This is a genomic window from Citrobacter sp. wls710 (assembly GCF_005281115.1).
Classification (GTDB): Bacteria; Pseudomonadota; Gammaproteobacteria; order Enterobacterales; family Enterobacteriaceae; genus Citrobacter; species Citrobacter werkmanii.
The window spans coordinates 31,804-44,209 of record NZ_SZXD01000029.1; the positions used below are offsets into that span (position 1 = coordinate 31,804).

Annotated in this window: 14 protein-coding genes and 1 pseudogene; 9 read left to right on the top strand and 6 right to left on the bottom strand. The window is 49.6% G+C overall.

Annotated features, from left to right (window positions below; translation table 11 throughout):
- Positions 1-43: 43 nt before the first annotated feature.
- From FDX14_RS11880 to FDX14_RS25405, 5 genes and pseudogenes are all read right to left on the bottom strand, one after another.
- Positions 44-1,330 (bottom strand): site-specific integrase, encoded by a 1,287-nt coding sequence (locus FDX14_RS11880; RefSeq protein WP_048235615.1) that lies wholly within the window; start codon positions 1,328-1,330, stop codon positions 44-46.
- Positions 1,330-1,545 (bottom strand): excisionase family protein, encoded by a 216-nt coding sequence (gene xisR, locus FDX14_RS11885; RefSeq protein WP_003832298.1) that lies wholly within the window; start codon positions 1,543-1,545, stop codon positions 1,330-1,332. The genes FDX14_RS11880 and xisR overlap by 1 nt, the downstream gene beginning before the upstream one ends.
- A 66-nt stretch (positions 1,546-1,611) precedes the next feature.
- On the bottom strand, positions 1,612-4,083 hold the full coding sequence (locus FDX14_RS11890; protein ID WP_137349605.1) for a 3'-5' exonuclease: 2,472 nt from the start codon (positions 4,081-4,083) through the stop codon (positions 1,612-1,614).
- Between the two features lie 141 nt (positions 4,084-4,224).
- Positions 4,225-4,563 carry an RrF2 family transcriptional regulator gene (locus FDX14_RS11895; RefSeq protein ID WP_225624057.1) on the bottom strand — a complete coding sequence of 113 codons (339 nt, stop codon included), beginning with the start codon at positions 4,561-4,563 and terminating at the stop codon, positions 4,225-4,227.
- Between the two features lie 45 nt (positions 4,564-4,608).
- Positions 4,609-4,752 (bottom strand): annotated as a pseudogene (locus FDX14_RS25405) (hypothetical protein); the annotation flags it as partial.
- Positions 4,753-4,836: 84 nt separating this feature from the next.
- On the opposite strand from FDX14_RS25405, the gene FDX14_RS11900 reads away from it, so the two are divergent.
- Positions 4,837-5,151, top strand: coding sequence for a hypothetical protein (locus tag FDX14_RS11900; RefSeq protein ID WP_071681809.1), 315 nt, complete (start codon positions 4,837-4,839; stop codon positions 5,149-5,151).
- Positions 5,152-5,526: 375 nt separating this feature from the next.
- Here FDX14_RS11900 and FDX14_RS11905 read toward each other — a convergent pair whose 3' ends face one another.
- Positions 5,527-5,907: a helix-turn-helix domain-containing protein gene (locus FDX14_RS11905; RefSeq protein WP_003832307.1), complete on the bottom strand. Its 381-nt coding sequence runs from the start codon at positions 5,905-5,907 to the stop codon at positions 5,527-5,529.
- A gap of 105 nt (positions 5,908-6,012) precedes the next feature.
- On the opposite strand from FDX14_RS11905, the gene FDX14_RS11910 reads away from it, so the two are divergent.
- From FDX14_RS11910 to arsB, 8 genes are all read left to right on the top strand, one after another.
- A complete protein-coding gene (locus tag FDX14_RS11910; protein WP_003832309.1) occupies positions 6,013-6,225 on the top strand; it encodes a helix-turn-helix domain-containing protein in 213 nt (70 codons plus the stop codon).
- 3 nt (positions 6,226-6,228) lie between these two features.
- Positions 6,229-6,783: a toxin YdaT family protein gene (locus tag FDX14_RS11915; RefSeq protein ID WP_038643237.1), complete on the top strand. Its 555-nt coding sequence runs from the start codon at positions 6,229-6,231 to the stop codon at positions 6,781-6,783.
- 252 nt (positions 6,784-7,035) lie between these two features.
- Positions 7,036-7,947: a DnaT-like ssDNA-binding domain-containing protein gene (locus FDX14_RS25410; protein WP_038643236.1), complete on the top strand. Its 912-nt coding sequence runs from the start codon at positions 7,036-7,038 to the stop codon at positions 7,945-7,947.
- Entirely contained in the window at positions 7,859-8,404 is a 546-nt protein-coding gene (locus FDX14_RS11925) for a replication protein P (protein ID WP_127785720.1), read from the top strand. The genes FDX14_RS25410 and FDX14_RS11925 overlap by 89 nt, the downstream gene beginning before the upstream one ends.
- 123 nt (positions 8,405-8,527) lie before the next feature.
- On the top strand, positions 8,528-8,881 hold the full coding sequence (gene arsR, locus FDX14_RS11930; RefSeq protein ID WP_038641375.1) for an As(III)-sensing metalloregulatory transcriptional repressor ArsR: 354 nt from the start codon (positions 8,528-8,530) through the stop codon (positions 8,879-8,881).
- Between the two features lie 47 nt (positions 8,882-8,928).
- Positions 8,929-9,291: an arsenite efflux transporter metallochaperone ArsD gene (gene arsD, locus FDX14_RS11935; RefSeq protein ID WP_038641374.1), complete on the top strand. Its 363-nt coding sequence runs from the start codon at positions 8,929-8,931 to the stop codon at positions 9,289-9,291.
- Positions 9,292-9,308: 17 nt separating this feature from the next.
- Positions 9,309-11,060, top strand: coding sequence for an arsenite efflux transporter ATPase subunit ArsA (arsA, locus tag FDX14_RS11940; RefSeq protein ID WP_038641371.1), 1,752 nt, complete (start codon positions 9,309-9,311; stop codon positions 11,058-11,060).
- A 46-nt stretch (positions 11,061-11,106) separates the two neighbouring features.
- Positions 11,107-12,396, top strand: a complete 1,290-nt coding sequence (arsB, locus tag FDX14_RS11945) for an arsenite efflux transporter membrane subunit ArsB (RefSeq protein ID WP_038641369.1) — start codon at positions 11,107-11,109, stop codon at positions 12,394-12,396.
- Positions 12,397-12,406 lie beyond the last annotated feature (10 nt).

Here is a 12,406-nt window from a genome sequence, read left to right on the forward strand (position 1 = left end):
TAGTTTAACGCTGATTATGTGGATTGAAAGCAGCGCTATGAAATTAAATAACTTTTCTCATGCTCCCTTGCCCGTGGGGGCGTCCTGGGGGCAATGCCGTTGGCATCTGATTGTTCAGCATGTTGACCTGATCCTGGTTCATATCGCCAATCCACTTGGAGTAAACCTCGTACACCATGCGCGCATCTTCATGTCCCATCTGACTCGCTATGAATGACGGGTTCGCTCCGGCCATCAAAGTCCAGCATGCGTAGGTATGCCGTGACTGATAAGGATTCCTTTCGCGGATATTGGCAAGTTTAGTGCCTCGCTTCCAGCCATAGGCAATCGAGTTCTTGGAGAAGTAACTGCCTTTCCTGGACGAATATGCTGTCGGTGAAAAAACGAAGCGAAGAGATTGTTGCTCAGTTTTTCCGATCTCCCGATGGTGAAATCGAATTTCTTGCTTCGGATTAGCGCCGGTGATTTCGTATTGTTCCTTTAGTGCATCCAGCGCAGGTTTAAGCAACGTTATCGTCCTTATTCCGGCATCTGTCTTAGGGGGGACAAATACTCGCTTATTCGTCAAACTTCTGGATACGTGGATTTCACCTTTTACCAAATCAATGTCTTCCCATGCCAGGGCGCATATCTCGCCCGGCCTCATCCCCGTATGTACGGCAACAATAATGATTAATGCCTGGCTACGGGGAAGGGCGGCTATCAGAGCCTGGTACTCATGAAGTAAAAGTGGGTCGGGATCATTTTTAGATAACTTGAGTCGCGACACTCCTTCATAAGGAGCATGCAATATAAACTGGCTTCGGTTTGCGAGCTTAAGCATTTCTGATAAAACTGCCATCTGTTTATTGACTGTTGAGGGCGCGCGGCCCTGCCTGGTCAGATTCGGCATTGCCGGGTTAATAATTGTCCCGGTCAATAACTCCTTTCGGTAATGCAAAATATCGGCATGCTCAATATCTACCAGACGGGTATTTTCTCCGATTACACGCAGTAACGTATTTACGACCGAAGTAAGCGATAGCAGTGTTGCGCCAGATACCTCTAAGGCTTTGGTGTCTGTAAAAAAATCACTCAGTTCTTTAAACGTGGTGATTTTTTTGGTTGTGATGAACTTCTTAAGCGCTTTGGATTCCGGGAAACGTTCCGCATAGTCGAACTTACCGAGCTGTATTTCGCTTGTTATGAGCGCGCGAAGATTTCCAGCTTTTTTGATGTTGCTGCTGTTCACCGTCCATCCGCGAAGGACTTCGCGGCAACGTTTGCCGCGATAGGTAAATGTGATCCGTATTTTTCCATTATGCAGCTCAACGCCGGTTGGAAAGTCCATCATGCTTCCTGTACTAATTGGTTAATCTTTGGATAGTTGTACCAAAGCAGACCTTTAGAATTGTCAGTTTCCCCGAGAGCTGTCAGATGTTTGAAATGCACGCCTTCGATCCACAAATTCAACCGATAACTTTTAATTTGTCTTTCCGACAAGCCGGTCTTTTCTGTTAGTCGCGCTTCAACCATCCACTCTTCGCTGAAAATGAGTTGCGACATACATAACTCCGATGCCGCCAGCCACAACAGTACATGCTGCAGCTGGCTGTAAGTGAAAACCTAAAATCAGTTTTTTGTTAGGCGCTGCCAGATTACAGATACGTATTTGACCTGATGCCGGGCGTCAGAAAGCGCATTGTGCATGTCGCCTTCAAAGGGGATGTCGAAACGCGGGTTGATACCGACAGGTTTACCCAGTTCAACCATGGTCCTTACGTCCCTGTCATTCCAGAACGGAACAGCAAAAGGAGTTTCTGTTAATGTATATGCGCGGCGGAGAATGACGTTATCAAACGAGCATCCATTACCCCACAGCTGAACAGTGTGACTGCCGTTAGCAGCATTTTCAGCAATAAAGTCAGCCAGTAGTTCAAGGGTTTCACGCAGCCCCATGGCCTCATCAACCAGAATTGCAGAGCGGGCTTCAGATGATTGTTTCAACCACCACTGAATTGTTGACGCATCCGGTTTCATGCCAAACGACATCGATGATTCAAGACTGACAACCTGGTAAAATTCGGCACCAGTGTTACCAGTTGAAGGATCAAAATATACGGCGCCGATAGAGACTATTGGTGCATCAGGACCGCTGCCCATAGTTTCCAAATCAACCATCAGGTGAGTATAAAAAGCGTTCAGGTGATCCGTATCTATATGGTGAACGGGGTCATTATTCAGGGAAGCTGGAGGCTCACCAGTTGCATCAGTGCTTTCAACTGGCAAAGCTGTTGCTTCGCCCTGAGGCACATCAGGATTGGCTTTGATTTTGCTGTTGTCAGTTTTTTCCATCTGCACATCGCTGGTGGTTTCCTCGGTATTGGCTTGATGTAATTTTTCTTCGACGGCGCGCTGGCGTACCTGGTCTACGACAGAAAGCGCTGGCGCCGGCTGGTTACCCATCAGGCCATCAATGGAGAAAACACCGTTGCCCATGTTGGCGATTTCTGGTTGCTCGGTTATTGCCTTCTGTTCAGCTGTGGACTTCTCTTTAATCTCGTTTTCCCAGCTTTTTTCTGGTACGTGACCGGCTGCCGCCAGGGTTTCTTCAGTTGGGTGCTGGTGGTCGGTTTCAGTCAGGTTTTTGTTGATGTAACGGCTCAGCAGTTCCGGGAAATGGTGAGTGTTTTCTTCTGCACTACGAATAAGCGCGAAAATAGCGGCGCGGGAATAATCCAGAATGCCAGCGCGTTTGCGCAGGGCGGCGGACCACTCTTTGAACGGGCTTTCGTTTTTAGAAATGATCTCTTTTGCACGACGGAAAACGCCACCAGGAATATCGTAGATGTTGAAATCCATTGGAAGTGTGGCCAGCGCAATATCAATGTCCAGAGTGTCCAGCGTGTGGACAAGTTCCGGGTTGCGATCGGTCCCATTGCTGCCGCCAGCGTTGGTTCCGGAGTCAGTGCGCTGAATCTGCGACACGCGATTGCCTTTACACCACTCTTTAACCAGCAGCCCACGGTCAATGTGTTCAGTGTTGAACCAGGCCTTAAAGAACTGAATAACGGTGACCAGATCAACTCGTTTTCCATCAACCGGAAAAACGGTTTTCAGCGCGCTGACGATCTTCCAGATATCGATCTCTGGCGCTTTCCTGAATGGTTCTACATTCTCGGCGGCAAGCAGCAGGTTCTGCACATAGCTGTTATCTACATCCAGCTCGAGTTCCTGAATGGTTTTCTTCTGCTCAGTATCAATATGGTAAGCATATTCTTCAGAAATAAACTGAGCTAAGAGGCGCTGGCGTAGCGGCAGAGTCGCAACGGTAATAAGCTCTGGCGTTACAGGTGGAGTGGCATGTTCATCACCCGCAACTCGTGCTTTCTTATCATTAACCCACTCCTGAACGGTAAGAGCCCGCTTTTCTGGTTCTTCAATCCATTCGGAAATAAATTGCTCAAATGAAGCAACGGTATAGACCTGCTCACGGTCAAAGACTTCTTTTATTGCATTTGCCAGCTTCCACTCAACATGAGCAGAAAGTTCTTTCACCGACCGCACATTCGCAATGGCCAGTAACAGGTTTTGTACATAGAGATCATTTTCGTCCAGTACCATTTGCCCGATCTGGACGTGCCGTGCTTCACTGATTTCCTTCTCTTCACCGTCATTTAACAGGTGCGCAATCAGCCGCTGAGACAGGCGCAGGCGAGATATGGGGCGGAGCAATGCTGGCGCATCGCTGGTGGGTACATTGGCACTGGAGGTTTCAGGTTTTTGCTGGCTGGAAGCCTCCAGATTTTCATTATCCGGCTTCTGTTTCAGTTGCCACGTTTGCTGGTCTTCTGCCAGTTCGTAACGATCGCACCATGTGTCATCAAGTGTGCTTTCCTCAGGAAGATCGTCAACAACAAACCAGTTGGTGCGGACAGGTAATTGATAGTCGGCGCCACGACCGACGGCAATATCGTTGTCTTCGAGAATATTGAGTATTTCGCGTTCTGCACGGGAATCTGATTTCGCAGAGAACCAGCAAAACAGGTTTTTTGCCTCAGTTGCTTTCGCTTTGGCTTTAATAAGATACGCATACGTTAACATTGCGTTCGGGCTCCATAGGGTTGTAAGATACCCGGCAGCTGATGATCTCCGCCTAAGGTAGTGGTTATTGGTCAAAACTCGTTCCGGAAAGCTTTGGTCGGCTGACCGGGTACTTAACCCGCCTTGCGCGGGTTTTGTGCTTTATGGGGTAGGGGATTTTCCCTGCGCCAGCTGTGCGACGGGGACCCACTCCAGAGCATTCAGCACGGGCTCAAATGAATCAGGCGTGTGAGTAACGGCGCGAACGACGTCAGCCACGCTGGGGTTTGCTTTGCTAAGGTGGTACCCGCCACCAGCGCCACGCTGGCTGGTGACGATTTCACTTCTGCGCAGCTTCGAGAAAATCTGCTCGAGGTAAGACACAGACAGCTTTGATTCTTTACTGATAGATGCGACGGAAACAGGGCTGCCGTTGTAAATCCTGTTGAGGATGGCAACCACCTGAACAGATGCCACCACACGTTTCATTCCAAATTCCATAGTCACTTCCTTACTGATGCTGGCAACAGCCATTGGTCAAACTCGTTATGAACGAACTGCAGTCTGTTGGTCGGCAGACGGGTCGCCCTTCTGGGCGAGCATGTAGCAAATCAGTCGAATGATTACTTCAATGCGATTTAGATGTACGGCCTGACACCGCACTGGTTTACGCGCAAAATCAATCATTTTGGTTTCCTTGTTTTACCGGTCATTTCTCCATTTCAGGCTCGGTGGTAAGCTGGTATTTCCCATCTAGCCAGCAAGGACATAAAAATGGCCGCTCGACCAATAAGTGTTTTTTGGTTCAAGAACCGCGCACAGTATGATTCCTGTAAAGAAGTTCTGACCGATTCGTGGGTATTACCTGATGACTATCGGGACTGGCTCATCCGTTTCAATCAAATGATTGAGCGTTACGAACGTAGCGGTATCCAAGTTATTAAAATAGAGATAGAGCCCAACGAGTTCTCCGTTTGGTGCCTCTCCAATGGCTGTGAAATAAGCACCAAGAGCTGCAACGATTTCGCTGTTTTCCATGGCAGTAGCTATGCGATCCGCGACAGAGAACTTGATAGGGGATATGACTAAGCAAACCTTGCCTCCAACTTTAGTTATTTCGATCCTCATAATGTTTCCCTCAACATTCTGTCCCTGTGTCCAGTAACAGTGATACAGGGGGTTCTTCATTTAGCCTTATCGCTGGCAAGCGGAACGGTACTGACTGCTGCGCATTAATGTTCGCCATCTCATCCGGTGATTCGTATGCCGCCGGCAACTACTTCGTGGGCGTCCTGCCTCGATGACGTTTTTCAAAATGTGTTTATATTTAAACTCTAAATGTGTTTAAAAGTCAACACAGCATGTGTTTAAGGTGGTGTTGATGATAACGATATGGGAAAAGGGAGTGGGAAAGGCATAAAAAAACCAGCCAAGGAGGCTGGTTAGAGTGCTGAAAATTGTAGCTTAGTCGTCAGTTGGCTTTAATCGTCCCCGAAGGTATTTCTCAACATACTCATCAATTTCTTTCAGCCGTAATTGAAAGGTATCGATCATTCTGTCTTGTTCAGACTCCGGCAACTGGTCAAAAAGAGTAATCAACTTACGATGTTTTGGCGTTAACCATGATTCGGCGTGATCATCACCAAACATTAGCTCAGCCGGGCTAATGCCGAGAGCTTTAGATATCGTTATAGCGTCGTCAACGCCAACATTGCGGCGACCTGCTTCATAGTTCCCGATGCGTGACTGAGCCCACCCACATAACTCTGCGAGTTTAGATTGCGACATATTTTTCTGTTCGCGTAGTTGCTTCAGTCTGGCGGCAATTGCAGTGTTTATATTCATTACTGATTTTTACCACGTTACGTGTTAACGCTCAAAGAACGTTTCGTCTTGACTATCTAACACATTGTGTGTTTAATTCAGCTAAACACTATATGTGAGGACAAGATGAACAACATCGCCAAAGAACGGCAAGCGCTCGGTTTAACTCAAGAGCAATTAGCCAAATTATTCGGGTGGCGTCAGTCAAGGCTCTCAAATTATGAGAACGGAACACGCCAACCAGGCCTACCGGAATGCAGATTGATTGTGGAGAAGCTTAACGAGTTAGGGCGCACCTGCTCTCTTGATAGTGTATTTCCGCCACAAAGCGAGGTCTGAATGATGCAATCAGTAGCTTATACCCATAATAAACCACGAGTAGCCGCTCCGGTGAAATCGCAAAATCAATTTAAACCCCAGCGCCGTGACGGCATTCAGCACCGTGCCATATTGGCCGCCGTTCGTGAATGGGAATCGACATTACCAGGACAGGCACAGGAACGGATCACTCAGCTGGTGGCTGAAGAGTGGGCCAAAGCAGATGGACGGGGAATTGCTGTTAATAAACAGAATTTATTCCGATACCTGAAAAACGAGGGCGGTTCGGAAAAGTACACGGCTTACGTTATGCAGCTGTCAGGTTCAATTATTGCTGCTATGCCAGTTCAGATCGCCAGAAAGCACGGGTTAAGTAATGCGAGCACAGAAGCAGAGCTGGTGGCGAACGCAATCAAAGAGTGCAGTGAGGCACACCATGCGAAATTAATCGGCGCGCCATTACAAAAGCTCGAGAAGGAAATTCGTGAGGCGGCAATCGCATTGTTCAACATGTTACCTGCTGACGCGGCGGGACCACTACTGGCGAGTATAAGCGCCGTAGCGCCGCAATTGTTTTAATCGAGTTTTGACCAATGACCATTATTACTGCAACTCGCGGGGTGAAGTATGCCTAATCCTTTGGCTAAGGCCATGCCTAAGAGTAAGGCTAGTAACGAGCCTTACCGTAAGGTGAAGATCACCATGTGGGATGATCCTAAATTTCGAGCCTTATCACCACTCCCGCCAAGTGGGCAGAGTCTGTTTATTTACCTGCTTACAGGCCCATTCACGGGGATTATACCCGGGCTGTATAAGGCGGGAAGGGCGGCTATGGCCGAAGAATTAAACTGGGATGTCGAAGCCTTCGACTTAGCCTTAGGCGAAGCCATAGCGTTAGGTATGGTGGAAGCCGACCTTAAAGCCAGAGTTTTTTGGTTGCCTAACGCGGTGAAACATAACCCTCCAGCATCAGTGAACGTGATCAAATCATGGGCAAGATCGTTTGAATTACTGCCTGAATGTTCACTGAAAGATAAAGCATATGAAGCTCTCAAAGCCGCCTGCTACGGGGTTTCTGACGCTATGGGGACGGCTTTTGATAAGGCTTTCGCTTTGCCTAAGGATAAGGCTAAGTCTTTGGCTAAACCTTTGCCATCAGGTATCCAGAAAGCAGTTAGCAGTAAACAGATCTTAAACCCCTCTCTTAACGCGGGCGCGATGAAAAATCCGAATGGGGATGAACCGCCATCCCCGGTCATGCCCCGATACCTGGACGGTGTTGATGAACCGATCGGGAAATTCAGCATGACAGATAGCTGGCTTCCCTCCAGAGACTTCCGACAGCGCGCTGCATCGTGGGGTATCCCCCTGCCTGAACCAGATTACCTTCTGACTGAACTCGCAGAATTCACCGCGTATTGGGAGTCGGAAGGGAAAGTTTTTACTCAAATCCAGTGGGAACAAAAATTTGCCCGACATGTAGCCCGGGTGAGAACGCAGGTAAAACCAGAAACCGGAGGTAACAGTCATGTGGGAGCAGGATCAGAACCAACAGCATCCCGGGCAGTTCAGCAAATTCAGTCAGCACACGCAGAGTGGCGCCGCAGGAATGGACTTGATGGCGACGGAAACAGCCTGGCGACTGTGGCAGGTCATGGGGGAGGTGTATTCGAACCGATGGACCCAGAAGAACGGGGCGGAGCCTTCGCCTATCTGGATAGCCCAGATAGGTTCGATGACTGAACCTCAAATTCGGCTGGTCTGTCAGCAATGCATGGAGCGCTGCGCGATGGGAAATACATGGCCGCCTGACCTGGCTGAGTTTGTTTCTCTGGTTTCAGAGAGTGGGGCGAATCCATTCGGACTGAAATCGGAGCAGGTTATGACGGAATACCGGCGCTGGCGCAATGAGTCATATCGGTATTCAGGAAGCGATAAATATCCATGGCCTCAGCCCGTGCTGTATCACATCTGCATTGAAATGCGCAGAACGGGCGTAGAACGACAAATGACAGAGGGGGAGCTGAAACGACTGGCAGAAAAGTTACTCACGAAGTGGTCGAAGCATGTTGGTAATGGACTAAGTGTCCCACCAATTCGACGTCAACTGGAAGCGCCGCGCCATCCGGCAGGACCAACGCCAGCACAATTACTGATAGATGAATACAGGCGTCGAAAAGCGGCAGGATTAACAAATTGAATAATGAACAATCAGTAAATCTGATATTAAAACCACATAGCCATCGCATTCGAATTTTCGAATGTGATGGTTGACGACACTCAACTATTGCAGGAAACTACGGAGAGAATTCAGGAGACTAAAATGGCTGAACTAACTTCTCTACAACTCTTCAAAAACCTTTCCGATGAAACTCGGCTGGGCATCGTGTTGCTGCTTAGAGAAATGGGAGAGCTATGCGTGTGCGATCTCTGTACGGCGCTGGATCAGTCGCAGCCCAAGATCTCCCGTCATCTGGCAATGCTCCGGGAAAGTGGATTATTACTGGATCGCAAGCAGGGCAAGTGGGTTCACTACCGCTTATCTCCGCATATTCCGTCATGGGCTGCTCAGGTAATTGAGCAGGCTTGGTTAAGCCAACAGGACGACGTACAGGCCATCGCCCGTAAGCTGGCATCGGCAAACTGCTTTGGTAGCGGTAAGGCTGTTTGCATCTAAAAAATTTGCCTGAACATATATGATTTTTCGAATGTGAGGTATTCAGAATGAAGACGTTAACGGTGTTTGACCCGGCAATGTGCTGCAGTACCGGCGTATGTGGCTCAGATGTCGATCAGGTTCTGGTTGATTTCTCTGCTGATGTGCAGTGGCTGAAAGGACGTGGCGTACAGGTTGAACGTTATAACCTGGCGCAGCAGCCCATGAGCTTTGTTCATAATGAGAAAGCGAAAGTATTCCTCGAAGCATCTGGAGCAGAAGGGCTTCCGCTACTGCTGTTGGACGGTGAAACGGTGATGGCTGGGCGATACCCAAAACGCGCTGAGCTGGCTCGCTGGTTCGGTATTCCGCTGGAGAAGGTAGGGTTAGCTCCCACCAGCTGCTGTGGTGGTAATACTTCCTGTTGCTGAATATGTCAGGAGGACATATGAAATTCTTAGAGAATATCCCGCCTTACCTGTTTTTTACTGGCAAGGGTGGCGTAGGAAAAACGTCCATTTCCTGCGCGACGGCTATCCGCCTTGCCGAACAAGGTAAGCGGGTTTTGCTGGTCAGTACAGATCCAGCCTCCAATGTCGGTCAGGTATTCGACCAGGCTATCGGTAACACCATTCGCTCTGTGACAGCAGTTACTGGACTTTCCGCTCTGGAGATTGACCCTCAGGAAGCTGCCCAACAATACCGCTCCAGAATCGTTGATCCTATCAAAGGTCTTCTGCCTGAAGACGTTGTTAACAGTATCAGCGAGCAGCTTTCAGGAGCCTGTACGACTGAGATTGCGGCGTTTGATGAGTTCACCGGCTTATTGACAGACGCTTCCCTGCTGACCCGCTTCGATCACATCATTTTTGATACAGCGCCGACGGGCCACACGATTCGCCTTCTCCAGCTTCCCGGTGCCTGGAGTAGTTTCATTGAAAGTAATCCGGATGGTGCTTCCTGTCTTGGCCCAATGGCCGGGCTGGAAAAGCAGCGTGAGCAGTATGCTCATGCGGTAGAGGCGTTGTCCGATCCTGAACGTACTCGCCTGGTTCTGGTTGCACGACTGCAAAAATCTACGCTGCAGGAAGTAGCCCGCACCCATGAAGAACTGGCCGCAATTGGCCTGAAAAACCAGTACCTGGTTATTAATGGTGTGCTGCCTAAAGCCGAAGCTGAACATGACGCGCTGGCTGCTGCGATATGGCAACGGGAGCAGGAAGCACTGGCAAATCTTCCTGCTGGTTTATCTGAGCTACCGAGAGATACCTTATTACTCCAGCCAGTAAATATGGTTGGTGTGTCTGCGTTGAAGGGGTTGCTGGATACCCGTTTTGATGCATTACCGCTCCCGGTACCGAACGTCCTGTACACGCCTGAAAACTTATCGCTCTCTGACCTGGTCGATGATATCGCCCGCAGTGAACATGGCCTGATTATGTTGATGGGCAAAGGTGGTGTAGGGAAAACCACGATGGCTGCTGCCATCGCCGTAAGGCTGGCAGACATGGGATATGACGTGCATCTCACCACCTCTGATCCCGCTGCGCACCTGAGTACAACGCTGAACGGCAGCCTCAAAAACCTGCAGGTCAGCCGCATCAACCCTCACGATGAAACCGAACGCTATCGCCAGCATGTTCTTGAGACGAAGGGAAAAGATCTGGACGAAGCAGGGAAACGGCTATTGGAAGAAGATTTACGTTCTCCCTGTACTGAAGAAATTGCCGTGTTCCAGGCTTTTTCCCGAGTGATTCGTGAAGCAGGTAAGCGGTTTGTTGTCATGGATACAGCTCCCACTGGGCACACGCTGTTGTTGCTGGATGCTACCGGGGCTTACCACCGAGAGATTGCCAAAAAAATGGGGGAGAAAGGTCATTTTACTACCCCAATGATGCAGCTTCAGGACCCGGAACGAACCAAAGTTCTGCTGGTCACTCTGCCTGAAACCACACCGGTACTGGAAGCGGCAAGCCTACAGGCTGACCTTGAAAGAGCGGGGATTCATCCATGGGGCTGGATTATCAATAACAGCCTTTCCATCGCGGATACGCGTTCTCCGTTGCTTTGCCAGCGCGCTCAGCAGGAACAGCCTCAGATTGAGGCTGTTAAGAATCAGCACGCTGACCATATAGCGCTCGTTCCGGTACTGGCTTCTGAGCCAACAGGTATTGAAAAACTCAGAGAGTTGGCGAGTTAATTTTTTGTTTATACAGGGCGGCAGATCCGCCCTGTCAGGAGGGTGTATGTTACTGGCAGGCGCTATTTTTGTCCTGACCATTGTCTTGGTTATCTGTCAACCGAAAGGATTAGGGATCGGCTGGAGTGCAACGCTGGGCGCGGGCCTGGCTTTGATTTCTGGCGTTGTGCATATAGGCGATATTCCGGTGGTGTGGAATATCGTCTGGAACGCGACAGCGACCTTTATTGCGGTGATTATCATCAGCCTGCTGCTCGATGAATCAGGCTTTTTCGAATGGGCGGCATTGCATGTTTCACGCTGGGGTAACGGTCGTGGCCGTTTGCTCTTTACCTATATCGTCCTGCTCGGCGCAGCGGTGGCGGCACTGTTTGCCAACGATGGTGCGGCACTTATTTTGACACCAATCGTTATTGCTATGCTGCTGGCATTAGGATTCAGCAAAGGTACCACGCTGGCATTCGTCATGGCAGCCGGGTTTATTGCCGATACTGCCAGCCTGCCGCTTATCGTGTCGAACCTGGTGAATATTGTTTCGGCGGACTTCTTTGGTCTGGGATTCACCGAATATGCATCGGTGATGGTACCGGTCGATATCGCCGCCATTATTGCCACACTAATTATGCTGCATCTGTTTTTCCGCAAGGACATCCCGCCAACTTACGATCTGGCCCTCCTAAAGAAACCAACAGAGGCAATAAAAGATACGGCTACATTCCGCACTGGCTGGATAGTTCTGATTCTCCTGCTTGTTGGTTTCTTCGTCCTCGAGCCGCTCGGTATTCCCGTTAGTGCGATTGCAGCGGTTGGGGCGATAATTCTGTTTGCAGTGGCGAAACGAGGCCATGCCATTAACACTGGTAAAGTGCTACATGGTGCACCCTGGCAGATCGTCATCTTCTCATTGGGGATGTACCTGGTAGTTTACGGTCTGCGCAACGCAGGGCTAACCGAATATCTTTCAGGTGTTCTGAACGTGCTGGCTGATAAAGGACTCTGGGCCGCGACGCTGGGTACTGGCTTCCTGACGGCTTTCCTGTCTTCCATCATGAACAACATGCCTACCGTGCTGGTTGGCGCTCTTTCTATTGATGGCAGTACCGCAACCGGCGTCATCAAAGAGGCGATGATTTATGCCAACGTGATTGGCTGCGATCTGGGGCCGAAAATCACACCTATTGGTAGCCTGGCAACGCTGCTCTGGCTACATGTACTTTCACAGAAGAATATGACCATCACGTGGGGATACTATTTCCGCACCGGGATTATCATGACTCTGCCTGTGCTGTTTGTAACGCTGGCAGCGCTGGCGCTACGTCTCTCTTTCACTTTGTAATGAGATACTG

Excerpts from the sequence above, each read along its gene's own strand:
- FDX14_RS11880 (WP_048235615.1), bottom strand. The coding sequence starts at position 1,330 with ATGGACTTTCCAACCGGCGTTGAGCTGCATAATGGAAAAATACGGATC.
- xisR (WP_003832298.1), bottom strand. The coding sequence starts at position 1,545 with ATGTCGCAACTCATTTTCAGCGAAGAGTGGATGGTTGAAGCGCGACTA.
- FDX14_RS11890 (WP_137349605.1), bottom strand. The coding sequence starts at position 4,083 with ATGTTAACGTATGCGTATCTTATTAAAGCCAAAGCGAAAGCAACTGAG.
- FDX14_RS11895 (WP_225624057.1), bottom strand. The coding sequence starts at position 4,563 with ATGGAATTTGGAATGAAACGTGTGGTGGCATCTGTTCAGGTGGTTGCC.
- FDX14_RS11900 (WP_071681809.1), top strand. The coding sequence starts at position 4,837 with ATGGCCGCTCGACCAATAAGTGTTTTTTGGTTCAAGAACCGCGCACAG.
- FDX14_RS11905 (WP_003832307.1), bottom strand. The coding sequence starts at position 5,907 with ATGAATATAAACACTGCAATTGCCGCCAGACTGAAGCAACTACGCGAA.
- FDX14_RS11910 (WP_003832309.1), top strand. The coding sequence starts at position 6,013 with ATGAACAACATCGCCAAAGAACGGCAAGCGCTCGGTTTAACTCAAGAG.
- FDX14_RS11915 (WP_038643237.1), top strand. The coding sequence starts at position 6,229 with ATGCAATCAGTAGCTTATACCCATAATAAACCACGAGTAGCCGCTCCG.
- FDX14_RS25410 (WP_038643236.1), top strand. The coding sequence starts at position 7,036 with ATGGCCGAAGAATTAAACTGGGATGTCGAAGCCTTCGACTTAGCCTTA.
- FDX14_RS11925 (WP_127785720.1), top strand. The coding sequence starts at position 7,859 with ATGGGGGAGGTGTATTCGAACCGATGGACCCAGAAGAACGGGGCGGAG.
- arsR (WP_038641375.1), top strand. The coding sequence starts at position 8,528 with ATGGCTGAACTAACTTCTCTACAACTCTTCAAAAACCTTTCCGATGAA.
- arsD (WP_038641374.1), top strand. The coding sequence starts at position 8,929 with ATGAAGACGTTAACGGTGTTTGACCCGGCAATGTGCTGCAGTACCGGC.
- arsA (WP_038641371.1), top strand. The coding sequence starts at position 9,309 with ATGAAATTCTTAGAGAATATCCCGCCTTACCTGTTTTTTACTGGCAAG.
- arsB (WP_038641369.1), top strand. The coding sequence starts at position 11,107 with ATGTTACTGGCAGGCGCTATTTTTGTCCTGACCATTGTCTTGGTTATC.